This is a genomic window from Pseudoduganella buxea, assembly GCF_009720835.1.
Classification (GTDB): Bacteria; Pseudomonadota; Gammaproteobacteria; order Burkholderiales; family Burkholderiaceae_D; genus Rugamonas; species Rugamonas buxea.
This window is the reverse complement of the sequence record NZ_WNKZ01000010.1, coordinates 1-23,122: the sequence shown is the minus strand read 5'-3', so window position 1 is coordinate 23,122 and position 23,122 is coordinate 1. Positions and strand designations below refer to the sequence as shown.

The following is a 23,122-nucleotide window of genomic DNA, read 5'->3' as shown; positions in this document are numbered from 1 at the left end:
GCCCCGGCGGCGAGGCTGATGGCGGCGCGCAGTCCCGGAGGGAGGCACGTGCGGATTCGCCGTGGTGGCGTGAATCAGGGCGGGGACGGGGCCATGACCCAGGGAAACGGCAACATCAGTTTCCCTACGCAAATTCTAGCATGGGCCGAATTGGCTGCTCGTCAATCTGCGCCGCGCACGCCTTGGGCGCGGCGCCGGTGCGGCGGCGATACAACTGTCACCGGCTGTTTCCCGGCAGGGGCAAGGGAAACATTGCCCGAAAAATGGGGTCTGTCCCCATTTTTCGGGCAACTTATTGGGCCATCATGCCGTCGTCGGCGGAGATGACGGCGCCGTTGATGAAGTGGGCATCTTCGCCGGCCAGCAGCAACAGCAGGCCGTCCAGGTCCTCCGGCTTGCCGGGGCGCTTGCGCGGCAGCATTTCGATCAGGCGCCGGCCCTGTTCGCTGGCGAAATAGTCTTCGTTGATTTCGGTGGAGATATAGCCGGGGCAGATGGCGTTCGTGTTGATGCCGTATTTGCCCCACTCCACTGCCATGGCCTTCGTCATGTGGACGACGCCGGCCTTGCTCATGCAGTAGACGCCGATCTGCGGCAACACGCGCAGGCCGGCCACGGAGGCGATATTGATGATGCGGTGCTGTTTCTTCGGGTCGCCCTTGGCCCGCGCGATCATCCGCTTGGCCGCTTCCTGGGCAACGAAGAAGGCGCCGCGCAGGTTGGTGTCCATGACGAAGCTGTAGTCTTCCGGCGTGACGTCGACGAGGCGTTGCGTCGTCGAGACACCGGAGTTATTGACGAGGATGTCGATGGGCCCTGCTTCCGTTTCCGCATGGGCAATGGCGGACTTGATGCTGGCGTAATCCGTCACGTCCAGCGTCACGACATGGGCGGCACCGCCATCGGCTTCGATTTCGGCGCGCAGTTCCTTCAGGCGCTCGGTGCGGCGCGAGGCCAGCACCACCTGGGCGCCGGCGCTGGCCAGCACCTTGGCGAAGCGGGCACCCAGGCCGCTGGAGGCGCCGGTCACCAGCGCGATCTTGCCTTCAAAATTGACTTCGATGCCCACTGGCTGCTCCTTGTTGTCATTAGGGAAGCGCTGATGTATTCATGGCGGCGGTCTTTGCCATGAGAAAACGCGCCCAGCTGCGCCACAAACGCCCCGCAATACCCCGGTATGACGGGGCGTTCGCGTCTTGCTGGACACGCTTTTCAAGACTAATCTCATCCACCAGCAATAAATCAGCGCTTCCCCAGCTCGCGCCCCGTGCGCCGTTGCACGCCATCTTACACAATTAGCAGTATTAGACGGGAACATCTAATACAATGCCGTTGCATTTGAGCGGAAAAAGAAGCACACTCGTGCTAATTTTTCCCGTTTCACTTAATTACAAGAATCTCATATGACAAATCTCGTTGAACAGTACGGTCCGCGCGAAGCGATGGAGTATGACGTCGTTGTCGTCGGCGGCGGCCCGGCCGGCCTGTCGGCAGCCATTCGCATCAAGCAACTGGCCCAGCAAAAGGGCCAGGAGATTTCCGTCGTCGTGCTGGAAAAAGGCGGCGAACTGGGCGCCCATATCCTGTCCGGTGCCGTCATGGACCCGCGCGCGCTGACGGAACTGATTCCGAACTGGAAGGAATTGGGCGCGCCGCTGAACACGGAAGTCACGGAAGACCGCGTGCTGTTCCTGACCGAGACGAAGGCAATCAAGACGCCCAATTTCATGATTCCGAAGTGCCTGGAAAACCACGGCAACTACGTGATCTCGCTGGGCAATGTCACGCGCTGGCTGGGCCAGCAGGCCGAGAGCCTGGGCGTGGAAATCTTCCCCGGCTTCCCTGCCGCGGAGATCCTGTACAACGAGGACGGCTCCGTCAAGGGCGTCGCCACCGGCAATATGGGCGTCAAGCGCGACGGCGAACCGGGTCCGGACTTCCAGCTCGGCATGGAACTGCACGGCAAGTACACCCTGTTCGCGGAAGGCTCGCGCGGCCACCTGGGCAGGCAGCTGATGGCCAAGTACGACCTGAACAAGGGCAAGGACCCGCAGGCCTACGGCATCGGCATCAAGGAACTGTGGGAGATCGACCCGGCCAAGCACAAGCCGGGCCTCGTCATCCACACGTCCGGCTGGCCGCTGGCGCATGACGTCTACGGCGGCTCTTTCCTGTACCACATGGAAAACAACCAGGTGGTGGTCGGCTATGTCGTGGGCCTGAACTACCACAACCCCTACCTGTCGCCGTACGAAGAGTTCCAGCGCTACAAGACGCACCCGGAAATCCGCCAGTTCTTCGAAGGCGGCAAGCGCATCTCGTACGGCGCCCGTGCCATCACGGCCGGCGGCCTGCAGTCGCTGCCGAAGCTGGTGTTCCCGGGCGGCGCGCTGATCGGCTGCGACGCCGGCTTCCTGAACATGAGCCGCATCAAGGGCAGCCACGCCGCCATCAAGTCCGGCATGCTGGCCGCCGAAGCCATCGTGGACGCGCTGGGCCAGGGTCGCCAGTTCGACGAGCTGGCCGCCTACCCCGTCGCCTTCGAGCAGTCCTGGCTGCACGAAGAGCTGCACGTGGCCCGCAACGTCAAGCAGTACCTGAACAAGGGCCTCGTGTTCGGCACCCTGATGACGGGCATCGACCAGATTGTGTTCCGCGGCAAGGCACCCTGGACCCTGCACCACAGCGAGCCGGACCACGCCTGCCTGAAGCCGGCCGCCAACTACAAGCCCATCGTCTATCCGAAGCCGGACGGCAAGCTGACCTTCGACAAGCTGTCCTCCGTGTTCATTTCGAACACGAACCACGCGGAAGACCAGCCGGTGCACCTGACGTTGAAGAACCCGTCCGTGCCGGTGGACGTCAACCTGGCCAAGTATGCCGGCCCGGAACAGCGCTACTGCCCGGCCGGCGTCTACGAGTACGTAAAGACGGACGACGGCGCCGACCGCCTGCAGATCAACGCGCAGAACTGCGTGCACTGCAAGACCTGCGACATCAAGGACCCGACCCAGAACATCGTCTGGGTCACGCCGGAGGGCGGCGGCGGGCCGAACTATCCGAATATGTAAGTTGGCTTTACGCCAACAGCGCCGCGGCCCCGGCCCCGGCGCTTTTTTTACGTCCACAATTTATTTCAAAAAATTTCCGCACGGCACTTAATGACTTGCGCGGGACGGTCGTCTTGTACTGATGAGAGCGCAGAAAGCTGCTCTAAACGAACCCACCCACTGGAGTAACTACAATGCTGAGCCTTCACACCAACAACGCAGCCCTGTCCGCACAGAACTCGCTGAACCGTACCCAAAGCACGCTGTCGACGTCGATGACCCGCCTGTCGACCGGCTACCGCATCAACTCCGCCATGGACGACGCGGCCGGCCTGCAGATCGCCACCCGCCTGAAGACCCAGACGAGCGGCATGCAAGTTGCCATGCGTAACACCCAGAACTCGATCTCCCTGATGCAGACCGCCGAAGGCGCGCTGGACGAGACGTCGAACATCCTGAACCGCATGAAGGACCTGGCCACGCAAGCTGCCGACGGTTCCTCGACCAAGGACGACCAGTCCGCCATGCAGGCCGAGTTCGACTCGCTGAGCAACGAACTGGGCAACATCATGACGAACACCAAGTTCGGCGGCACCAACCTCTTGACCAGCGGCACGGGCAAGCTGTCGACGACGATCACGTTCCAGATCGGCGCCGACAAGGACGAAAAAATGACTGCCGACTTCACCACCGAAATGACGGCCGTGCATGACAAGATCAAGGCCGCCGCCGACCAGTTCGACGGTGCCACCGGTGCCGCCGCCGCCGCTGCCGGTACGGAAATCTCCGGTGCCGACGCCACGGCCGGCGCCACCGCCGCCAACGCGACGATCAAGGACCTGTCGGACGCCATCGACGCCGTCGGCACGATGCGCTCGAAGCTGGGTGCCGTGTCGAACCGCCTGGACCACGTCAACAGCAACCTGTCGAGCATCTCGACCAACACGAAGAACGCCTCCGGCCGCATCATGGACGTCGACTTCGCCACGGAATCGGCCAACATGACGTCGAACCAGATGCTGCTGCAAGCCGGCACCGCCATGCTGAAGCAGTCGAACAGCCAGTCGTCGCTGGTCCTGTCCCTGCTGCAGTAATCCGGATGATCCGGGGCCGGCGTCGCACCCGGCCACCCAGAAGCCAACCGCCGCGGTTGGCTTTTTTTTGTCCTCACATGGTAAGCTGGCCGAATGGCAATAGATCGCGTGGCGATGACCGCCCTCAGCATTCCCGAACGTATTGTCCGCGACCAGCCGGGCCGCCAGCTGGCGCGTCAGCCGGAGCCGGCCCCCCTGCCCGTCCCGGCCGGCGGGCCCGATACGGTCGGCGCACTGTTGCAGGCGCTGGACGCCGAGCCCGTCACGGGCACCTTGCCCACCGCCCTGGCCGGCAAGCTGGCCGCCGAGGCGCTGCTGAACGCCGAGCCCGGTGCGATGCAGTCGAACCACCAGATTTTCCTGTCGCGCCAGTTGACATGGCAGACTCCGGACGTCAATGTCATGGCCGCCTCCTGGCTCGTCATGATAAGAAACTATGCCGAGCAGCGCAGCGCCCTGCTGCAGCAGACACAGGGACGCCACCTGCCGGCCGGCCTGTTCCAGTCCGAGCAGGCCCCTGCCGTGCTGCGCGACGGCCGCGTGCCGCCCCAGCTGGTGGCGGAAACGGAGGCCTGGAAATTCGCCGTGTATGCCTGGGGCGCCGAGAAGCTGGTGCTGCGCGTGATCGTGCGTGACCCGGACGAAGGCGACAATCCCCCGCCGGGCCGGCTGCCGGCGCGCCGCCGGGCACCCCGCATCGCACTGCGGCTGGAGCTGTTCCTGGGCGGGCTGGGCAAGGTCGTGCTGCAACTCGAACCGCTGGTTGACGGCGTGCTGCTGGAAATCGGCGCGGCCCAGGCCGGCGCGATGGCCCATATGCGTGCAATGCTGCCGCAGATCGCCGCCGTGGCGAAGGCCTGCGGGATCCGCATCGGCCGCGCCCGCATGATGCGCCAGCTGCCGCCTGCCGCCGGCCGCGAGCCGACGGCGCGCCAGGTGGCGGCGCTGACGCCGGCCCTGTTTCGCACGATGGCCGAAGTGGCCGTGCTGCTGTCGCAGCCGCTGCCGGCCGACGAGCTGTTCCTGGAAACGCGCGCCTAGAACGTGATCTTCACGGCCGCCGCGCTGCGCTGGGCCTCGCCATGGAACACGGCTTCGATATTGTTGCCGTCAGGGTCCAGCACGAAGGCGGCGTAATAGCCCGGGTGATACGGCCGTTCTCCCGGCCCGCCGTTGTCCGTGCCGCCATGGGCCAGCGCGGCGCGATAGAAAGCGTTCACCATGTCGCGGTCGCGCGCCTGGAAGGCCAGGTGGTGACGGCCCGTCAAGTGTCCCTGGGCTGCCTCGCTGTCGCGCGAGGAGACGAACAGCTCGTCCGCCCAGAAGTAATCCTCGCCCTCGCCGCCGATGTCGATTTCCAGTTCCTCGAACACGGCCGTATAGAAGCGCCGCGACGCCGCCAGGTCCTGTACCACCAGCTGTATATGGTCGATCAGCCGGCCACGAAAGAGCTCTTGGGTTTCCATGCTGCCTCCGGGAGAAGAAGTTGCCGCCCAGTTTAGGTGCAAATTCCGCCCGGTTCAAGCATGGCGCGCCCCCGCTTAAGGGGTGCTCTTCCTGCCGTTGCTGCGCGCAGCCCGTTCGCTGTCCTGCTGCAGGCTGCCACCGGCGCTGTGCTGCGTGGCCTGGCTGCCGCTGGCCGCCACCTGCCTCGGGCTGCGCCCGTCGCCCGTCTCGCCCGACGTGGCCCCCGTCTCCTGGTCACCGTAGGCATCGCGATTCGCTTCCTGCGGGTCCAGCTGGGTCTGCGGATTGTTGACCAGGCCGCCCGCGCCGGCCACCAGTCCGTCGCGCGTGGTGCCGCCCTGCACGGGCTTGTTGCCGTGCTGGACCGAGTCGCCATCGTTATGGAGCTTGTTCTGTTCTTGCGTCATGGTTGATCCTCCTGGAATGCGGGCCGGGGCAGGATTACCGCCGGCCATTGAACCGAGCATAGGCTGGTGGCAACGAGCAAGGTATCGGCGGACATGCCGTGCCGGCGTAGGGAATGCCGTGAGCCAAGGCCAACCTGGAACGCGTGCCCGCATGCAGGCTTACCCTCCCGGCGCCCAAGCAGGCGCCAGCACTACGATCCGGCATCGGCGCGGCAAACTGGATGGGTTTATTCCCGCACGACGAACTATTCAACGGCGTCGGCGAGGGAGGTATATGGCAATGGTTCGGGCGGAAAGAAATTCGCGGGCATTGAGCTGGATGTCAGGACATCGATAAAAGAATCGACCTTGCGAAAGCGATTATAAATGGGCAGCGAACGGCGCCAGCGCGCCATCGGCGGAAAAATGGGCAGACCGTCGCATCGGTGGCGCATCGACCCGTACCTTATTCCATACGGGTCGACGATGAAGCGAAAGGGAAACCGGTATCAGGCGCGGCGACGCCGCGCCAGTGCGGCGATGCCGGCGATTCCTGCTGCGAACATGCCGTATTGCGCGGGTTCGGGCACCGGACTGATGTCCGTCACCGTCGTGGTCGTCGCGTCGGTCCATTGCCAAGTGAAGTCGGACTGAATACCACTGGTGTATGACCAGGCATAAAGATGGTAATCGACGCCCGCGACAAGGGTGTTACGCTGTTCGTACATGAGGTCGCCGCCCCAGTAGGTCTGACGTCGATAGGTGGCTGTGAACGCCGGCAGGCTGCCTGCTGTCCAGTTGAAATTCTCCACGCAGTCGACCGCGCTGCACGAACCCCGGTATTCAAGCTCGTCCACCTTGAGCCTGCTCAGTTCGCCCTGTGAGTAGCTCCCATCATTATTCAAGTCGTTTACCGTGACCTCGACGGTAAGCTTCCAATCCGGAAGGAACACTTCAAAATCAGGAGAATAAGCACCCTGGTACACGATCTCGAATGTTTTTTCGCTGGCTTGCGCCGTTGCGCAGATGGAGAGCGCAGCACCCAATAATAATCTTTTAAACATGGCATCCTTTCTCAGAGAGTTATTGTGCACGATCCGCCGTATTCGAGACAGATGGACTGAAGATTAACACGGATGCGGCAGGAATAATCATGTACGTAAAATATTATTGGATGCGCCTTTCCTTGAAAGAATAGGGATTTTTTAATGGAAAATTCAAAGCACAAGCGGTGGCCCGTGCTGTATCCGGTCTTCAGGTCGTTTTGTCTGGCGGTAGTATGCGTACTCGATATCGTATCGTATCCGACCCAATATGGAAAAATCGAACCCTGTTATAGCTGGCAGTCGAACGGCACCGGTACGGCGCTGCTCGATCGCACCAAATCATGGGTTGGGTAAAATGGCGGCCCTGTAACGCTGGAGGTACAACTGGGCAGATGAGCAATCTCATCCGGAACGGAGGAAGCAGTCTGCCCGCATAGCGACCTGCGCGACGTGTTCCATTGGCGTCCCACCGCGGTAGCGAGGCTGGTAAAGATCTGGATTCATCTTGCTGGTACAGGCAGTATGGCAGACCCGTTCATGACCGGCGAAGCCCGCTCGATGCTGCGAAATCCCTGTGCGGCACTGCGCAATCGCCCAAGCCCGTCTGCGCCACCCAAGGACAAGGCCGGACTCAGCCGTCATGCACCAGCGCCACCAGGCTGGCCGCGGGCACGACGATCAGCGCGGATTCGGCTCGCCTTTTCACGAACGAACCCGGTGTGTCCAGCACAAGCCTGACCTTGCGGGCTGGGGGATTGTTCCCGCTGGCGCAGTCGAAACCCGACATCCACCTGTCGGCCAGCGTCAAGCCGTCGCCGGCGATGCGGTACGGAGTTCCTCCCGGCCGGCCAGCAGGCCGGTGCCGCCCGGCGCCTCGAAGCGGTCCCGCGCGGCAGGCGCCAGCGCGAATACCGCGACGCCCCACCCTTCGCGGAAATGCGACTCGCCTTCGACCGACAGGACGCCGGCCAACTCGACTTCCGAGGCAATCAACGCCCTGTAATGATCGGCTTCCCACCGCTTGAACGCCATGTAGATGCCCGCGGGCGTCAGCAGCGCCGTCGCCAGGATGGCAAGGACAGCGGCAACCTCCCATTTCTTCAGCGCGGGCAAGACAAGCGCCCTTACCCCACCGTCCCGATAATCGACACTTCCCGATTCTCCGGCACCTCGTTATACGACAGCACATGCAGCCCCGGTGCGAACAGCCGGGCGTAACGGGCCAACAGGGGGCGGATCTGCGGCAGCACCAAGAGGATCGGCGGCGTGGCGGCCTGCTTCATCTGCTCGCGCGCGACGGGCATGTTGACCTGCAGTTGCGCCAGCAGGTGGGGATCGATCGGGTAGTTGTCCAGCACCACCTTGCCGGACTGGCGGGCCTGGTTCAGCGAGCCCAGCAGCATGTTTTCCAGCTCGCCGCCCAGGTTAAAGGCCAGCATTTCCCGCTTCTGGCCGAACAGGCTGTTGACGATCTGGCGCCGCAGGGCGCAGCGCACTTCGGCCGCCAGCAGGATGGGGTCCTTGGTGGCTTCCGAGCTGTCCAGCAGGGTCGTGGCGATGGGCACGATGTCCTTCAGCGACACGTTCTCGGCCAGCAGCACGCGAAACACGCGCAGCAGCTGGGTGTGCGTCATGGCCTTGTCCAGCGCCGCGCCGAGGCGGGGCGACAGGGCCGTCAGCCGCTCCATCAGCGCGGCCACGTCGTCGTGGCGGAACAGTTCCGGCAGGTATTCGCGTATCAGCTTGGACACGTGCGTGGCGATCGCGCTGGGCGCCTCCACCACCTGGTAGCCCAGGCCCAGGGCCTGCGCCTTGTCGGCCGGCTCGATCCACATGACGGGCATGCCGTAGGCCGGCTCGACGCCGGGAATGCCGTCCACCTGGCCATACATGTTCGGCGACGGAATCGCCATCAGCCGGTCGGCAAAGACTTCTGCATGGGCAATCGCAGCGCCGCCGAGCACGACGGAATACTGCGACGGTTTCAGGCTCAGGTCGTCGCGCACGCCGATCGGCGGCAGCACCATGCCCATCCCTTCGGACAGGCTCTGGCGCACGCCGCGGATGCGCTTGGTCAGCACCTCGCCCTGCGCCTTGTCGATCAGGCCCACCAGCTTGTAGCCCAGCAGCACCTGCAGCGGGTACACGATTGGCAGGCTCTGCCATTCCAGTTCCGGCGTCTTCTCTTCCGACAGGGCCGCCGTGATGGCTTCGATCTGCTTCGTGTCGGGCACCTCCACGGTTCTTTGCAACATGCGCCAGCCGGCATAGCCAAGCGCGCCCGCGAAGGACAGGAACGGCAGCCACGGCATGCCCGGCACGATGCCCATCACCACCATCAGCCCGGCGGCCGAGAACAGCACGTTCGGGTTGGCCAGCAGCTGCGAGCCGACCTGGTCCTCGAAGTCGCCGGCGTCGCTGATGCGGGTGACGATGATGGCGGCGGCGGACGACAACAGCAGCGCGGGAATCTGTGCCACCAGGCCGTCACCGATGGTGAGCAGGGCGTACTGGCGGAATGCGTCGCCGAAGCTCATGTCCTGCATCAGCGCGCCAATGGCGACACCGCCGACCAGGTTGATGATCAGGATCAGGATCGACGCCACGGCGTCGCCCCGGACGAACTTCGAGGCGCCGTCCATGGCGCCGTAGAAGTCCGCTTCCATCGCCACGTCGCGCCGGCGCTGCTGGGCTTTTTCCTGGTTGATCAGGCCCGCGTTCAAGTCGGCGTCGATGGCCATCTGCTTGCCCGGCAAGGCGTCCAGGGTGAAGCGGGCCGACACTTCGGAAATGCGCTCCGCGCCCTTCGTGACGACGGTGAAGTTAATGATCATCAAGATGACGAAGACGACCAGGCCGACGACGAAGTTCCCGCCGATCACCACGTTGCCGAAGGCTTCCACCACCCGTCCGGCCGCGTGCGTGCCTTCGTGGCCATGCAGCAGCACGACACGGGTCGACGCCACGTTCAGGGTCAGCCGCAGCAGGGTCGTGGCCAGGATCACCGTGGGGAACACGGAGAAGTCAAGCGGCCGCCTTGCCTGCACCGACACGAGGATGACGATCAGCGCCAGCACGATATTGAACGTGAACAGCACGTCGAGCAGGATCGGCGGCAGCGGCAGGATGATCATGCCCAGGATGGACAGGACGAACACAGGCGTGGCGAACTTGTGGCGGCGCGTTTCGGCTACCAGGCGGTTCAGGAAATTCATGGCGGCGAAACCTCACTCATGGATGGTGGTACGACGATGCCGTCGGGGAAGGCGGGCAGCCCCTGGCGCCCGCCGGACTTGAAGGCTTTCAGTTGCAGCACATAGTGCAGCACCTGCGAGACGGCCTGGTACAGCTGCACGGGAATCTGCTGGTTGACCTGGGCCGTGTTGTAGATGGCGCGCGCCAGCGGCGCCAGGGTCAGTACTTCGATCTTGTGCTCGACGGCGATCGACTTGATGTACAGGGCCAGCTCGTCGACGCCCTTGGCCACGACGAACGGCGCCTCGGCACGCTTCTCGTCGTACTTCAGCGCGACGGCATAATGCTCCGGATTGACGACGACGACGTCCGCCGTCGGCACGGTTTTCCGCGCGCTGCGCTGGGCCATGGCGCGCTGCAACTGGCGGATGCGGCCCTTCACTTCCGGGCGCCCCTCGCTGGTCTTGTGCTCTTCCTTCACGTCCTGCTTGCTCATGCGCTGGTTCTTGGCGAAGAAGAAGGCCTGGGCCGGCACGTCGATAATGGCGAACAGGATGAAGATCGACACCATCGACATCAGGCCGTCGGCCATCAGCGCCGCGCCGTTCAGCATGGCTTCGGACAGGGGCTGCGACTGCAGCCGGGCATAGTCGTGCATCGTCGAGCGGGCCATATGCACCAGCACGGCGATCAGTACGCCGGCCTTGGCGACGGACACGAGCAGCTCGAAGCCGTGCTTGCCGGAAAACAGGCGGCCCAGGTTGGAGATCGGGCTCATGCGCGAAAACTTGGGTGCCAGGTTCTTCTTGCTCATGACGAAGCCGCCCGGCAGCACGGACGACAGCACGATGCAGAACGGCACCAGGAACAGGGGCAGCACCATCTTGACGAGCAGGATGCTGGCCTCGTAGAACACGTCGGACATGGCATTGCCCAGCGCGTCACCGGCGTCCAGCGGCACGAAGCTCTGCGCGAAGATGGCCTTGAACTGGTCCAGGTAGGTGGGCAGCAGGTAGATGAACAGCTTCAGGCTGACGAGGATGCCGATGGCCGTGGCCAGGTCCTTCGACCGGGTCACCTGGCCTTCCTCGCGCGCCTTCCTCAGCTTCTGCTGTGACGCCTTCTCTGTCTTGTCGCCGCTATCGGATTGCGCCATTGCGCTGCCCTTCCGCTACCTGCATTTGTTGCCGGATCATTTCCAGCACCTGTCCCGACATGCGCGTGTAGTGATCCGGGATGAAGCGCACCACCTGACCCAGCATCAACAGGCCGAACAGGGTGATGACGGAAAAGCCCAGCGAAAACAGGTTCAGCGAGGGCGCCACGCGATTGAGGAAGCCGAAACCGAGTTGTACCACGACGGTGGAAAACACGATTGGAATGGCCAGCAGCATTGCCGCGGAGAAGATCCACGCGGCGTTCCATGCCACCGTCTGCAGCAGCAGCGGGCCGAAGCCGCCACCCAGGGGCCAGGCCCGGAAGCTGGCACCGATGACGCCCGTGATGACCAGGTGGCCGTCGATGGCGAAGAAGACGATAATCGACAGCATCGACAGCAGGCCCGAGACGACGTCCGACGACGATCCGTTCAGCGGGTCGTTCATGACGGCCATCGAAAAGCCCATCTGCGACGACACGATATAGCCCAGCAGGCTGATAACGGCCATGCTGAAGTGAAACGCCAGGCCCAGCACGAAGCCGATGATGGCCTGCTCCAGGGTCGCCACGGCCGCCGCCAGGGTGAACGGGTCGATGACGACCTGTTCGCGCCCCGTGACGGGCATCATCAGGATGGCGATGACGAGGGAGACGAGGATGCGGATCGGCACCGGCACCATGGCTTCGCCCAGCACGGGCGCGGCCGACAGCAGTGCCATGGCGCGCACGAACGGCCACCACAGCGCATTGAGCAGCGGGAAGAGATTGGCGAGGACCTGTTCCACGCGCTCTAGCCGACCAGAGTGGCTGCGCGCGTGAAGATGGACACGCAATAGTCCATCAGGTAGCTGGCCATCCACCGTCCCGTCAGGATGATGGCGAACAGCGTGATCAACAGGCGCGGCAGGAACGACAGCGTCTGTTCGTTGATCTGCGTGGCGGCCTGGAACAGGGCCACCACGAGGCCGGCCACGAGGCCGGGAACCACCAGTACCAGCACCAGGACCATCACGATGTGCAGGGCCTCGACCACCAGGTCGACGGCCACGTCGGGAGTGAGCATAGTTGTCCGTTCCGCGTCGCTAATAGGCCTGGATGCTCGTCACGAGCGTGTTCACGGTCAGGGTCCAGCCGTCCACCAGCACGAACAGCAGCAGCTTGAACGGCAATGAAATGACGAGGGGCGACAGCATCATCATGCCCATCGCCATCAGTACCGAGGACACCACCAGGTCGATGATCAGGAACGGAATGAACAGCATGCAGCCGATCTGGAACGCCGTCTTCAGTTCCGACAGCACGAAGGCGGCCAGCTTGACGGTGAAGGCATGGTTCATCGGCACCGTGACGTTGGTTTCGCCGGCCAAGGTGGCGATCTGCTTCAGGGCGGCCTTGCTGGTCTGGGCCAGCATGAAGCGCGACACGGGCTGCTCGGCGATGCGCAGGGCCTCGGTCAGGCCGATGCGGTCCTGGTCGTAGGGCACGAAGGCGTCGCGCCAGATCTGGTCGCCGATGGGCTTCATGACGAGCAAGGTCAGGATCAGCGCCACGCCCGTGATAATGCGGTTGGGCATGCCCTGCTGCAGGCCCAGGGCCGAACGCAGCAGGGTCAGCACGATGACGAAGCGGGTGAAGCTCGTCATCATCATGACCATGACGGGCAACAGGCCCAGCAAGGTCATCACGATGAGGATCTGCATCTTCACCGACAGGTCGGTGGCGGCACCGGGCACCACCCCGGCCAGCAGGTCGGGGGTATTGCCCGGGGCGGCCTGGGCCAGCGCCAGGCCGGGCACCGCGATCAGCAGTGCAAGGATCGACCGCGGGATCGACCGCGCGAGTAACTGTGGAAACAAGCGTGGCAACTTCGTCAAGACACCCCCAAAAGCAAAAGGCCGGCTGCGGGAGCCGGCCACCATGCGAAAGACGACATCATGAGGTCATCATGTCGAGGTTGAGCCCGTCCAGGTCGATCACTTTCAGACCATAGTTCTCGCCCGCCACGACCACTTCGGCGCGGCCGATGGCGGTGCCGTTGACCTTGATGACGAGGGGCTCGCCGGCCAGCACGTCGAGTTCGACGACGCTGTCCGGACCGATGCTCATCAGTTCCTCGAGCGAAATGCGCGCCGAGCCCACTTCCAGAGTCAAGGTCACGGGGATCTTGCGCATCATCTGCGGCAGATCGCGCCGCGGCGGGCGCGCGACCTGCATCTCGGCCAGGTCGGCGGCGACCGGATCGAGGATCATCTCTTCCGTCACATCGTCCAGCAGCTCGCTGCCGGTGCCGTTTTCGTTTACGTTCATCATGATTATTCGATGTCTTCAAAAGATGTTAGGCACAGTTTTCCCTTGTGCTCCGTGACGGCGGCCGTAAACAGCCGCGAGTCCTCCAGCATCACGTCGGCCCGGTGCAGGCTGACCGGAATGACATCGCCCACGCGCAGGTCGAACAGCGCACCGAGCGTGACTTCCTTGCTGACCAGCCGGCCATCGAGCGCCACCTGCATGCGCTGCGCCAGCGGCGCCGCGGGCGCCCGCTTGACCGATTCCCGTTCCGAGGCCAGACCACGCAGCACGTCGGAGATCAGGTGCTTGTCCAGGGCGATCCACAGCTTGCCTTCCACTTCGCCCTCGCGCACCGTCACCACGACGACCCAGGCGCCCCGCGCCGGGTTCGGCGCCGTAACGGCCTCGACCGGTTGCGTGGCCGCAGCATCGACACGGGGAACGTTTTCCGCGATCCGGTGCGCGACGGCGGCGGCAATTTGTTGGCCTAAAACAACAGCAAGACGTTCTTCCGTGGCTGTTACCTTCACGAGGGCCTCGTCGACTGCCGGCTCGCTGCCCTTGCCGCGACCATAACGGTTATTCAAGACCTGTAGCAACACCTTTCGTTCGAGCGAGAACGCCAGCACGCCGCCGGCACCCGTGAAATGCAGCCAGCGGGTGCGCCGTTCGTTGCCGTCCAGCCGCGCCACGTCCACCGCATCCACGACGAAGGCGCCCCAGTAGCGCCGGTTGGCGCCCTGGCGCAGGGCGACGGCCAGGTCGTCGCGCAACTGGGCGGCGAACTGCGGCAGCCGGTGCACGGGCCGTCCCAGCAGGGCCGGGTCCAGTACCAGCGGGGGCGCGGCGTTGGTCGATGAGCTTGTTAAATGTGTCATAGGTGTGTATTCGTCTGCATGGCACATCGTATCGCAAAGTATACGAAGACACGATCCAGGCATCATAGAATAACCGAAAATCGTCATTATTGCCACCAGTCAATAACGCACAATTCCCAAATTCCTCTTTACAGTGCTGTTGCCACCCGGTAAGCTTATCCCTGTCCCGAGCAACACACCATGTCTTCGCAAGTTAATGACAAGCGGCGCCTAGTGTTTGATTATTAAGGACTTTTGCCACAGTAACAGCGTTTCTTTCACAGGAAACAATGCAGCGCACTGAATCGACCCTGGCACATTATCTATGCATGATTGCAATTAATCATGCCGATCATCCAGATAATCGGATGAATGTTATGTCAGCAGTTTTCGGGTTTTCCAATCGGCTTGCAGCGCTGGCAGCCAGGATTGAAAACCGGACCCGCAGCACCCCCTGAACCGCGCCATGCACCCCGTGGCGGTAACACCGAAGGGGTGGCAGTGGAATCGAAGATCAACGTTGCAAGAAAGTGAGAACGCACATGGCAAATCCTATCGCAAGCCTGATCCAGGCCGACCTGGCGTCGCTGACCAACGCCGCCGCCGACCTGGCCCAGCATACCCAGATCGCCCCAGCCGCCCAGTTCGGCGGCATGGGCTCCAATGCCGGCGAGTCCGCCGGCTCCTTCGCGCAAGCAATGCAGAACGCCATCTCCGGCGTGAATTCGGCCGACCAGGCCGCCAGCGCAAAAATGGCCGACGTCGACGCCGGCCGCAGTGACGACCTGGTGGGTGCCATGATGGCCAGCCAGGAAGCCAGCCTGTCCTTCTCCATGTTGATGCAGGTTCGCAACAAGGTGATGGGCGCCGTCGACGAGCTCATCAAGTTGCCGCTGTAAGCCGCTGTACGCCAATTCCGCCGTACCTTCTGTTCGACTAAGCGAAAGTCCCCGTGATTAATACTCTCAAGTCCGCCTTCGGGCGCTTGCGCGGCTCCTCCAATGGGATGCCGGGCGTGCCCCCTGCCCTGCTGAAGAACCTGTACCCGCTGCTGCTGCTCGCCATCGGCGTGACGGCCCTCGTGCTGATGTTCCTGTGGAAGGACCAGTCCGGCTACAAACCCGTGTTCGGCGCCCGCGAGAAAGTCGCCGTGTCCGACATGATGACGGTGCTGGAAGCGGAACAGGTTCCCTACCGCATCCACCCGGACAGCGGCCAGGTGCTGGTGCCCGACGAAATGCTGGGCAAGGTGCGCATGCTGCTGGCCGCCAAGGGCGTCACGGCCCAGCTGCCGGCCGGCCTGGAGCTGATGGACAAGAACGACCCGCTGGGCGTGTCGCAGTTCGTCCAGGATGTGCGCTTCCGCCGCGGCCTGGAAGGCGAGCTGGCCCAGTCGATCATGACCCTGGACGCCATCGCTTCGGCGCGCGTGCACCTGTCGATCGCCAAGTCGACGTCGTTCGTGTCATCCGACGGTGAAAAATCGTCGGCCGCCGTCGTCATCGGCCTGAAGCCGGGCCGCACCCTGACGCCGGAACATATCGCCGCCGTCGTCAACATGGTCTCGGGCAGCGTCGCCAGCCTGGCGCCGGCACGGGTGTCGCTGGTCGACCAGGCCGGCAACCTGCTGTCCTCGCATGTGGACCTGACGGACGGCTTCGATGCCAGCGCCGCCGGCAACGATGCCCAGAAACGGGTGCAGGAAGAAATCAAGGGCAATATCCGCGGCCTGCTGGGCCCGATCGTCGGCGACGACAACTTCAAGATTTCCGTCACGGCCTCCGTCGATAACGACAAGGTCGAGGAAACGGTCGAGAAATACGGCGAAACGCCGAAAGTCACCAGCGAAGCGATGCGCGAAGAGCAGGACCGCAACCGCATGGCCATGGGTGTGCCGGGCACGCTGTCGAACCGCCCGCCGGCCGCCGAAGCCGCCCCGGACGCCGCCGCTGCCGCCGGTGCCGCCGCCGGTGCCGCTGCCGCACCGGGCCAGATGCCCGACGGCACGGCCCGCAAGAATGCAACCACGCGCCAGTATGCTTACGACCGCAGTATCGTACAGACCAAGCGTGCCCGGGGCCGCCTGGAACACCAGAATGTCGCCATCGTGCTGGCCCAGGCCGCCGCGATGAATCCGAAGACGGGCTGGACGGCCGCGGAACTGGCCAATGTCGACAAGGTGCTGCGTAACGGCCTGGGCATCAATGCCGAACGGGGCGACACGCTGGTGGTGTCGGCCATGAATTTCCCGCCGAAAGCGGCACCGGTGCAGTGGTGGGAAGAGCGTGACAACGTCGTCGACATGGGTGGCTGGATCGGCTACGCGGTGGCAACCCTGCTGGGTTACTTCCTGATCCTGCGTCCGCTGCTGCGCCTGCTGACGAACCGCATGACCCCTGCCCCGGTCGCGGCACCGGCGCTGGCCCTGGATACCCGCAGCGGTGCCGACCGCCGCGCCGGCGACGCGGTGGCCCTGCCGGTTGGTGTCGACGCCGTGGCCGGTACCCCGGCCGCCCTGGGCGCGACGCCCGCCGTGGCCGCCGTGGCAGGTGGCGTGGGCATGGGTTCGGGTGGCATGCCGGTGGTGCCGCTGCTGGAGAACTACGACCTGCCGCCCGCCGGCTCGCCGGTCGACGTGATGGTCGATCACCTGAAGGTTCTGGCCGAGAAAGAGCCGGAGCGTGTTGCCGAAGTCGTCAAACAGTGGATGCAGAAAAATGGCCGAGCTCAATAATATGAACGATCTGATGCCTGTCGAAGGCGCCACCCTGACCCCGGTCGAGCAGGCCGCCATTGTCCTGCTGTCGATCGGCGAGGAACAGGCCGCCGCCGTGCTGCGCTGCCTGTCGCGCGAGGAACTGCTGGAAGTGACGCAGGTGATGTCGCGCATGAGCGGCATCAAGGTGGAAGCCGTGAAGACGGCCATCCAGACCTTCTTCGACGATTACCGCGAGCAATCCGGCGTGCATGGCGCGTCCCGCTCCTACCTGAAGCGCTCGCTGGACCTGGCGCTGGGCGGCGATATCGCAAACACCGTGCTGAACAATATTTACGGTGACGAGCTGCGCCCGAAGATGGCGCGCCTGCAGTGGGCCTCGCCGAAGTGGCTGGCCGAATACATCGCCAACGAACACGTGCGTATCCAGGCCGTGTTCCTGGCCTTCCTGCCGCCCGCGCTGGCCGGCCAGATCATCGACGGGCTGCCGCTGGAAGGGCGCGACCTGGTGCTGCTGAGCCTGGCGCGCCTGGACGAGATCGACCGCGACCTGCTGGTCGAGCTCGACGAACTGGTGGACCGCTGCCTGGCCTCGTTCGACATGCAGAGCACCAGCATCGAAGGCGTCAAGCAGGTGGCCGAGATCCTCAACCGCCTGCCGGGCAACCGCGCCCAGGTGGTGGAACTGCTGCGCGCCCATGACCCGTCCATCGTCGAGCAGATCGAGATGTCGATGTACGACTTCCTGATCCTGTCGACCCAGACGGAAGCGGTGCTGTCGCGCATCATCGAGGAAGTGCCGCTGGAACAGTGGGCCATCGCCCTGAAGGGCGCCGAAGGCTCGATCCGCGACGCCATCCTGAAGACGATGCCGAAACGCCAGGCCCAGGCCTTCGAGGACATGATGCGCCGCGCCGGCCCCGTGCCGATGTCGCGTATCGAGGCGTCGCGCCAGGAAATCATGGCGACCGTCAAGGCGCTGGCCGATTCCGGCGAAGTCGAAGTGCAGCTGTTTGCCGAGACGGTGGTCGAATGAAGCAGTTCCGCCCTTACCGCTTTCCGCCCCTGTCCCACCACACGCCGCAGTCGGCGCAGCGTGGCGGCACCGGCACGACGGTCGATGCCGCCCAGTGGCAGGCATCGATCAGCGAAGGATTCGAGCAGGGGCAGCGCGACGGCTACGATATCGGCCTGCAGCGGGGCCAGGAAGACGGCTTCGAAGCGGGCCGCCAGCAGGGCCTGGCCGAAGGCCGCGACGAAGGCCGCCAGGAGACCCTGGTCGGCTACGACCAGCTGGCCCGCCCCGTCGACGCGATGCTGAAAAGCCTGAAGAAGCTGCGCAGCGACTACCGCGCGGCGCAGCGCAAGGAAGTGGTGGACCTGGTGGCCAAGGTGGCCCGTTCCGTCATCCGCGCCGAGCTGGCCCTGCAGCCCGTGCAGATCATGGCCCTGGTCGACGAGACGCTGGCGTCGATGCCGCCCACGCGCGAGGAAATCGACGTCTTCCTGAACCCGGAAGAATTGAAACGCGTGACGGAGCTGGACCCGAAACGGGCCAAGCGCTGGAACCTGATTGCCGACTCGCGCCTGGAACCGGGCGAATGCCGCATCCGCGCCGGCGACAGCGAAGTCGATGCCGGTTGCACCCAGCGCCTGGCGGCCGTGATGGAACAGGTCGACAAGCAACTGCAGGCCGCCGACGGCGGCGATGACGACGACGAGAACGACGAATGATTGCCGACGCACTGCGCAAGCTGGAACTCGATGCGGTACCGATGGCCACCCCGACGGGTCGGCTGGTCGGTGCCCAGGGGCTGCTGCTCGAAGCGGTAGGCTGCCCGATGCACACGGGACAGCGTTGCCAGATCGAAACGGTCGGCGGCGACTGGCTGGAAGCGCAGGTGGTGGGTTTCCGCGACAAGGTGTCGTACCTGATGCCGTTCAAGAAGGCCATCGGCCTGACGACGGGCGCACGGGTGTTGCCCCATGCGGAAAAGGTCAACCTGCAGATCGGCAACGGCTGGCTGGGCCGCATGGTCAATGGCCTGGGCGAGCCGATCGACGGCCTGGGCAAGCTGACGGGCGAACACGTGCTGGAAATGCAGCCGCCCAAGGTCAATCCCCTGAAGAAGACGCCCGTGCACGAGCCGCTCGACGTGGGCGTCCGGGCGATCAATTCCATGCTGACCCTGGGCAAGGGGCAGCGCGTGGGCCTGATGGCCGGTTCCGGCGTCGGCAAGTCCGTGCTGCTGGGCCTGATCACGCGCCAGACCGTGGCCGATGTCGTCATCGTCGGCCTGATCGGCGAACGCTCGCGCGAAGTGCGCGAATTCGTCGACATGTCGCTGGGCCCGGACGGCCTGAAGAAGGCCGTGCTGGTGATCGCGCCGGCCGACGAATCGCCGATGATGCGGGTGATGGCGACGGAACTGTGCCATTCGATCGCGGCCCACTACCGCGACCAGGGCAAGAACGTGCTGCTGCTGGTCGATTCGCTGACGCGCTACGCGATGGCGCTGCGCGAAGTGGCGCTGGCGCTGGGCGAGCCGCCGGCCACGAAAGGCTACCCGCCCTCCGTGTTCTCGAACCTGCCGCAGCTGGTGGAATCGGCCGGCAACGGCGAGCACCCGGACGGCTCGATGAGCGCCATCTACACGGTGCTGGCCGAAGGCGACGACCAGCAGGATCCCATCGTCGACACGGCGCGGGCCATCCTGGACGGCCATATCGTGCTGACCCGCTCGCTGGCGGAACGGGGCCACTACCCCGCCATCGACGTGGGCCAGTCGATCAGCCGCTGCATGAACGGCATCATCAGCAAGGAACACATGCTGGCGGCGCGGGCGCTGAAGGCGGCCATGGCCAAGCACGACCGCGTGCGCGACCTGATCCCGCTGGGCGCCTACGTGCCTGGTGCCGATCCGGTCACGGACAAGGCCGTGCAGCTGCACCCCCATATCGAGGCATTCCTGTGCCAGGGCACCAAGGAAGATGCGCCGTACACCCCGTGCGTGGAGCAACTTGAAAGGCTGATGACGTGAGCGACGTGAACCTGATCCGCAACCTGTCGACCCTGGTGGCGCTGCGCAACTCGGAGCTGGAAAAGCTGCAAACGGCCCAGGCCGCCAAGGAAGCCACGGCCGAGCGCTACCGCAAGACGCTGGAACGGCTGCACGGCCTGGCCACCAGCAGCGGCCCGTCCGGCAGCCTGCCGCTGGCCCTGGCCGCCAACTGTGGCGCCTACAAGCAGGCCGTGCTGGCCATGGCGGACAGCCACCGGCTCGACCTGACGATGCACGAAGCCGACATGGCCGTGTCGCAGCGGGCCCTGAACGCGGCCTATGTGAAGCGCGAAGTGCTGGGCCAGGTACTGGACAGGAAACAGCAGGTGGTAACGTCGGCGAAGCATGTGCAAGAACGGAAAGTGCATGATGACCTGGCAACGCAACTGTGGTTGCGATCCCAAAAATAGAGCCATACGGAAATAAATTTCATGGGAACGTCCCTTTGGTCGCTTCTACCCAAGGTACACTCTCAATAATTTCCTCGGAGCACGAAAATGGCATCGACCGCACCTACCTACGATCCAAAGAGCACAGCGACCCAGCTGGCCACCGCATACATCTCTGACCGCCAGTCGATCCTGAGCAGCCAGAACAGCGCCGCGACGGCCACGGAAAAGGCCCTGACGAGCCTGAAGTCGGCCATGAGCACCTTCGAAGGCGTCATGTCCAGCCTGTCGCTGAAGAAATCCGTGCTGGCCACGTCGGCCACGTTCAGCTCGGCCGTCGGCACCGCCACGGCCGGCACCGCCGCCACGGCCGGCACATACAACTTCTTCGTCGAGCAGCTGGCCACGGCCAACCAGGCCGCGTATGACAACCTGAACGACACGACGCCGATCGCCGAGTCCGGCACGATCACCGTGTCGGTGGGCTCGTCCAGCTTTGCCGTCGACCTGACGACGGCCGACCAGAGCGGCGACGGCGTGCTGTCCGTGAAGGAAATCGCCACGGCCATCAATATTGCGTCGGGCAACACGGCCAAAGTGACGGCCTCGACGATGACGGTGAACGGCGTCCAGAAACTGGTGCTGACCGGCAGCGAAACGGGTGCCGCCAACACGGTCGGCATCGACAGCAGCGCCCTGCCCGCCGGCACCCTGAAGGATGCGCTGGCCCTGCCGGGCAACCGCACCGACCTGATGGTGGCCAAGGATGCCATCGTCTACCTGGGCGACAAGGCCACGGGCACGAAGCTGCAGCAGGCCTCGAACACGTACAACGTCATCGACGGCGTGTCGATGACGTTCACGAAGGCACAGTCCGTGGGCGAAAGCCCCGTCAGCCTGACGGTGGGTACGGATGCCAGCGGCACCCAGGCCAACCTGCAAGGCTTCGTGGACGGCTGGAATGCCCTCGTCAAGACGCTGCAGAGCCTGACCGATGCCGGCGACGCCGTCAGCGGTGCATCGGCCGGGGCCTTCAGTGCCGACGCCGGCGTGCAGGCCCTGCGCACGCGCATGCAGGCGGTCCTGCGCCAGCAGGTGGGTGGCCAGAGCCTCGTGAACTACGGCGTCACGGCCCAGCGCGACGGTACGCTGACCCTGGACACGACGCGCATGAACAAGGCGCTGAAGGCCAACCCGACGGGCCTGGACGCCATCATGGGCTCGTCCAGCCTGACGACGCCGAGTGGCGTCATGGGCGGCCTGGACAAGCTGACGGACCAGTGGACCGACCTGTCCTCGGGCCAGATCACGAAGCGGCGCGACAACAACACGAAGGTACAGGACGGCATCATGGACCGCCAGGCACGCCTGGACAAGCAGTACGAAGCGGCCTACATCCGCTACCTGAACCAGTTTACGAAGCTGCAGACGCTGCAGGCGCAGATGAGCAGCAACACCAGTATTTTCGATGCCCTGTTCGGCGACAAGTCCAATTAAGACATGTCGCGCCAGGGCGCCTTGCGAACCCCAGTTTAGAACGGTTACCAGATGATGAATCACGACGCTTACAGCGAATACCACTCGACCAACCTGGACGCGCAGACCGCGCGCGCCTCGCCGATCGAACTGGTGCTGGTCTTGACGGACGGCCTGCTCGAAGAGCTGGCGCGCGCCCGCGGTCACATCGTGGGCAAGCGCTATGAACTGAAGGCAAGCAGCCTGGACAAATGCACCCAGATCATCAATGGGTTGTCGAGCTCGCTCGACTTCGATAATGGTGGCGAAGTGGTTGCCAATCTCGGCCGGCTCTACGACTACTGCGCCGCCCGCCTCTACCGGGCCGGCATCGACATGGACCCCGCCATCGTCGACGAAGTGGTCGGCCTGCTGGCGACGATCCGGCAGGGCTGGCTGGGCGTGCAGGCCAAACATGGATAGGCAACAACAACTCCTGCGGCTGGGCCAGCGCCTGGCCGCCGCTACCGCGGCGTCCGACTGGGACGAACTGGCGGCACTCAATACCTTGATGGCGTCCTCCTTGCCGGCCTTGGCCGCCCAGGGCAAGTGGACGCCGGCCGAACGGGCGGCCCTGGCCGCCCTGCGCCAGTTGCACGGCGATGCCGTGCAGCGCGCGCAGTCGGCCAGTACGGAACTGGGCAAACACCTGCAGCATATGACAACGCATAAAGAGGGCTGGCTGGCCTATGCCCTCGATAACGAATTTGCCGGAACCGAAGCATGATGATGACAATCCCCACCGCGCCAGCAGGCGCACCCGCAGCGGACACCAAGCTGCCAGGCGCCGTTGCCGCGAATGCCGGCGCCACCCCAGGCGCCATGCCGACCGGCACTGCCGGCGCCGTGGACGGCCAGGCCGCCGGCAGCGGCCTGCCGTTGATGTTTGCCCAGATGC

Annotated in this window: 25 protein-coding genes; 12 read left to right on the top strand and 13 right to left on the bottom strand. The window is 64.3% G+C overall.

Features of this window, described 5'->3' with window-relative positions:
- Window positions 1-292: 292 nt before the first annotated feature.
- Window positions 293-1,069 (bottom strand): SDR family oxidoreductase, encoded by a 777-nt coding sequence (locus tag GM672_RS05830; RefSeq protein WP_170299943.1) that lies wholly within the window; start codon window positions 1,067-1,069, stop codon window positions 293-295.
- A gap of 373 nt (window positions 1,070-1,442) precedes the next feature.
- Here GM672_RS05830 and GM672_RS05825 point away from each other — a divergent pair, with 373 nt between their 5' ends.
- The 3 genes from GM672_RS05825 to GM672_RS05815 all read left to right on the top strand — a co-directional run bounded on the left by GM672_RS05825 (window position 1,443) and on the right by GM672_RS05815 (window position 5,185).
- Complete coding sequence (locus GM672_RS05825; protein ID WP_155469645.1) at window positions 1,443-3,071, top strand: electron transfer flavoprotein-ubiquinone oxidoreductase; 1,629 nt, start codon at window positions 1,443-1,445, stop codon at window positions 3,069-3,071.
- Window positions 3,072-3,244: 173 nt separating this feature from the next.
- On the top strand, window positions 3,245-4,144 hold the full coding sequence (locus tag GM672_RS05820; protein WP_155469587.1) for a flagellin N-terminal helical domain-containing protein: 900 nt from the start codon (window positions 3,245-3,247) through the stop codon (window positions 4,142-4,144).
- A gap of 114 nt (window positions 4,145-4,258) precedes the next feature.
- A complete protein-coding gene (locus GM672_RS05815) occupies window positions 4,259-5,185 on the top strand; it encodes a hypothetical protein (protein WP_229417571.1) in 927 nt (308 codons plus the stop codon).
- On the opposite strand, the gene GM672_RS05810 is transcribed toward GM672_RS05815, so the two are convergent.
- The 12 genes from GM672_RS05810 to GM672_RS05755 form a co-directional block, all read right to left on the bottom strand.
- Window positions 5,182-5,610, bottom strand: a complete 429-nt coding sequence (locus GM672_RS05810) for a VOC family protein (protein ID WP_155469585.1) — start codon at window positions 5,608-5,610, stop codon at window positions 5,182-5,184. The genes GM672_RS05815 and GM672_RS05810 overlap by 4 nt on opposite strands.
- 75 nt (window positions 5,611-5,685) lie before the next feature.
- Window positions 5,686-6,018: a hypothetical protein gene (locus GM672_RS05805; protein ID WP_155469584.1), complete on the bottom strand. Its 333-nt coding sequence runs from the start codon at window positions 6,016-6,018 to the stop codon at window positions 5,686-5,688.
- Between the two features lie 488 nt (window positions 6,019-6,506).
- Window positions 6,507-7,061, bottom strand: a complete 555-nt coding sequence (locus GM672_RS05800) for a PEP-CTERM sorting domain-containing protein (RefSeq protein WP_155469583.1) — start codon at window positions 7,059-7,061, stop codon at window positions 6,507-6,509.
- A 613-nt stretch (window positions 7,062-7,674) separates the two neighbouring features.
- Window positions 7,675-7,851 (bottom strand): hypothetical protein, encoded by a 177-nt coding sequence (locus GM672_RS05795; protein WP_155469582.1) that lies wholly within the window; start codon window positions 7,849-7,851, stop codon window positions 7,675-7,677.
- Window positions 7,848-8,156: a hypothetical protein gene (locus tag GM672_RS05790; RefSeq protein WP_155469581.1), complete on the bottom strand. Its 309-nt coding sequence runs from the start codon at window positions 8,154-8,156 to the stop codon at window positions 7,848-7,850. The genes GM672_RS05795 and GM672_RS05790 overlap by 4 nt, the downstream gene beginning before the upstream one ends.
- A gap of 11 nt (window positions 8,157-8,167) precedes the next feature.
- Window positions 8,168-10,258, bottom strand: coding sequence for a flagellar biosynthesis protein FlhA (locus GM672_RS05785; protein WP_155469580.1), 2,091 nt, complete (start codon window positions 10,256-10,258; stop codon window positions 8,168-8,170).
- Window positions 10,255-11,394, bottom strand: a complete 1,140-nt coding sequence (gene flhB, locus GM672_RS05780; protein WP_155469579.1) for a flagellar type III secretion system protein FlhB — start codon at window positions 11,392-11,394, stop codon at window positions 10,255-10,257. Before flhB ends, GM672_RS05785 begins: the two co-directional genes overlap by 4 nt.
- Window positions 11,378-12,181, bottom strand: coding sequence for a flagellar biosynthetic protein FliR (locus GM672_RS05775; RefSeq protein WP_170299942.1), 804 nt, complete (start codon window positions 12,179-12,181; stop codon window positions 11,378-11,380). Before GM672_RS05775 ends, flhB begins: the two co-directional genes overlap by 17 nt.
- A 5-nt stretch (window positions 12,182-12,186) precedes the next feature.
- The gene (gene fliQ / locus GM672_RS05770) at window positions 12,187-12,459 is read right to left on the bottom strand and encodes a flagellar biosynthesis protein FliQ (RefSeq protein WP_155469578.1); all 273 of its coding nucleotides are present in this window, start codon (window positions 12,457-12,459) and stop codon (window positions 12,187-12,189) included.
- A 19-nt stretch (window positions 12,460-12,478) separates the two neighbouring features.
- Window positions 12,479-13,183: a flagellar type III secretion system pore protein FliP gene (gene fliP, locus GM672_RS05765; protein WP_229417576.1), complete on the bottom strand. Its 705-nt coding sequence runs from the start codon at window positions 13,181-13,183 to the stop codon at window positions 12,479-12,481.
- A gap of 145 nt (window positions 13,184-13,328) precedes the next feature.
- A complete protein-coding gene (locus GM672_RS05760; RefSeq protein ID WP_155469643.1) occupies window positions 13,329-13,703 on the bottom strand; it encodes a FliM/FliN family flagellar motor switch protein in 375 nt (124 codons plus the stop codon).
- A 5-nt stretch (window positions 13,704-13,708) separates the two neighbouring features.
- Window positions 13,709-14,563 carry a FliM/FliN family flagellar motor switch protein gene (locus GM672_RS05755; RefSeq protein ID WP_155469576.1) on the bottom strand — a complete coding sequence of 285 codons (855 nt, stop codon included), beginning with the start codon at window positions 14,561-14,563 and terminating at the stop codon, window positions 13,709-13,711.
- A gap of 521 nt (window positions 14,564-15,084) precedes the next feature.
- Between GM672_RS05755 and fliE the strand changes: the two genes are divergently transcribed.
- The 9 genes from fliE (at window position 15,085) to GM672_RS05705 (ending at window position 22,951) form a co-directional block, all read left to right on the top strand.
- Complete coding sequence (gene fliE / locus GM672_RS05745) at window positions 15,085-15,441, top strand: flagellar hook-basal body complex protein FliE (protein WP_155469574.1); 357 nt, start codon at window positions 15,085-15,087, stop codon at window positions 15,439-15,441.
- Window positions 15,442-15,548: 107 nt separating this feature from the next.
- Window positions 15,549-17,276 (top strand): flagellar basal-body MS-ring/collar protein FliF, encoded by a 1,728-nt coding sequence (gene fliF, locus GM672_RS05740; protein WP_155469642.1) that lies wholly within the window; start codon window positions 15,549-15,551, stop codon window positions 17,274-17,276.
- Window positions 17,260-18,294, top strand: a complete 1,035-nt coding sequence (locus tag GM672_RS05735) for a flagellar motor switch protein FliG (protein ID WP_155469573.1) — start codon at window positions 17,260-17,262, stop codon at window positions 18,292-18,294. Before fliF ends, GM672_RS05735 begins: the two co-directional genes overlap by 17 nt.
- Window positions 18,291-18,992, top strand: a complete 702-nt coding sequence (gene fliH, locus GM672_RS05730) for a flagellar assembly protein FliH (protein ID WP_155469572.1) — start codon at window positions 18,291-18,293, stop codon at window positions 18,990-18,992. The genes GM672_RS05735 and fliH overlap by 4 nt, the downstream gene beginning before the upstream one ends.
- Complete coding sequence (gene fliI / locus GM672_RS05725) at window positions 18,989-20,299, top strand: flagellar protein export ATPase FliI (RefSeq protein WP_155469571.1); 1,311 nt, start codon at window positions 18,989-18,991, stop codon at window positions 20,297-20,299. The genes fliH and fliI overlap by 4 nt, the downstream gene beginning before the upstream one ends.
- Complete coding sequence (locus GM672_RS05720) at window positions 20,296-20,730, top strand: flagellar FliJ family protein (RefSeq protein WP_170299940.1); 435 nt, start codon at window positions 20,296-20,298, stop codon at window positions 20,728-20,730. Before fliI ends, GM672_RS05720 begins: the two co-directional genes overlap by 4 nt.
- Window positions 20,731-20,817: 87 nt before the next feature.
- Window positions 20,818-22,206: a flagellar filament capping protein FliD gene (fliD, locus tag GM672_RS05715; protein ID WP_155469570.1), complete on the top strand. Its 1,389-nt coding sequence runs from the start codon at window positions 20,818-20,820 to the stop codon at window positions 22,204-22,206.
- Window positions 22,207-22,257: 51 nt separating this feature from the next.
- Window positions 22,258-22,647 carry a flagellar export chaperone FliS gene (fliS, locus tag GM672_RS05710; RefSeq protein ID WP_155469569.1) on the top strand — a complete coding sequence of 130 codons (390 nt, stop codon included), beginning with the start codon at window positions 22,258-22,260 and terminating at the stop codon, window positions 22,645-22,647.
- Entirely contained in the window at window positions 22,640-22,951 is a 312-nt protein-coding gene (locus tag GM672_RS05705) for a hypothetical protein (protein WP_155469568.1), read from the top strand. Before fliS ends, GM672_RS05705 begins: the two co-directional genes overlap by 8 nt.
- Window positions 22,952-23,122: the final 171 nt, after the last annotated feature.

Excerpts from the sequence above, each read along its gene's own strand:
- GM672_RS05825 (WP_155469645.1), top strand. The coding sequence starts at position 1,443 with ATGGAGTATGACGTCGTTGTCGTCGGCGGCGGCCCGGCCGGCCTGTCG.
- GM672_RS05820 (WP_155469587.1), top strand. The coding sequence starts at position 3,245 with ATGCTGAGCCTTCACACCAACAACGCAGCCCTGTCCGCACAGAACTCG.
- GM672_RS05815 (WP_229417571.1), top strand. The coding sequence starts at position 4,259 with ATGACCGCCCTCAGCATTCCCGAACGTATTGTCCGCGACCAGCCGGGC.
- GM672_RS05810 (WP_155469585.1), bottom strand. The coding sequence starts at position 5,610 with ATGGAAACCCAAGAGCTCTTTCGTGGCCGGCTGATCGACCATATACAG.
- GM672_RS05805 (WP_155469584.1), bottom strand. The coding sequence starts at position 6,018 with ATGACGCAAGAACAGAACAAGCTCCATAACGATGGCGACTCGGTCCAG.
- GM672_RS05800 (WP_155469583.1), bottom strand. The coding sequence starts at position 7,061 with ATGTTTAAAAGATTATTATTGGGTGCTGCGCTCTCCATCTGCGCAACG.
- GM672_RS05785 (WP_155469580.1), bottom strand. The coding sequence starts at position 10,258 with ATGAATTTCCTGAACCGCCTGGTAGCCGAAACGCGCCGCCACAAGTTC.
- flhB (WP_155469579.1), bottom strand. The coding sequence starts at position 11,394 with ATGGCGCAATCCGATAGCGGCGACAAGACAGAGAAGGCGTCACAGCAG.
- fliQ (WP_155469578.1), bottom strand. The coding sequence starts at position 12,459 with ATGCTCACTCCCGACGTGGCCGTCGACCTGGTGGTCGAGGCCCTGCAC.
- GM672_RS05760 (WP_155469643.1), bottom strand. The coding sequence starts at position 13,703 with ATGAACGTAAACGAAAACGGCACCGGCAGCGAGCTGCTGGACGATGTG.
- GM672_RS05755 (WP_155469576.1), bottom strand. The coding sequence starts at position 14,563 with ATGACACATTTAACAAGCTCATCGACCAACGCCGCGCCCCCGCTGGTA.
- fliE (WP_155469574.1), top strand. The coding sequence starts at position 15,085 with ATGGCAAATCCTATCGCAAGCCTGATCCAGGCCGACCTGGCGTCGCTG.
- fliF (WP_155469642.1), top strand. The coding sequence starts at position 15,549 with ATGCCGGGCGTGCCCCCTGCCCTGCTGAAGAACCTGTACCCGCTGCTG.
- GM672_RS05735 (WP_155469573.1), top strand. The coding sequence starts at position 17,260 with ATGGCCGAGCTCAATAATATGAACGATCTGATGCCTGTCGAAGGCGCC.
- fliH (WP_155469572.1), top strand. The coding sequence starts at position 18,291 with ATGAAGCAGTTCCGCCCTTACCGCTTTCCGCCCCTGTCCCACCACACG.
- fliI (WP_155469571.1), top strand. The coding sequence starts at position 18,989 with ATGATTGCCGACGCACTGCGCAAGCTGGAACTCGATGCGGTACCGATG.
- fliD (WP_155469570.1), top strand. The coding sequence starts at position 20,818 with ATGGCATCGACCGCACCTACCTACGATCCAAAGAGCACAGCGACCCAG.
- fliS (WP_155469569.1), top strand. The coding sequence starts at position 22,258 with ATGATGAATCACGACGCTTACAGCGAATACCACTCGACCAACCTGGAC.
- GM672_RS05705 (WP_155469568.1), top strand. The coding sequence starts at position 22,640 with ATGGATAGGCAACAACAACTCCTGCGGCTGGGCCAGCGCCTGGCCGCC.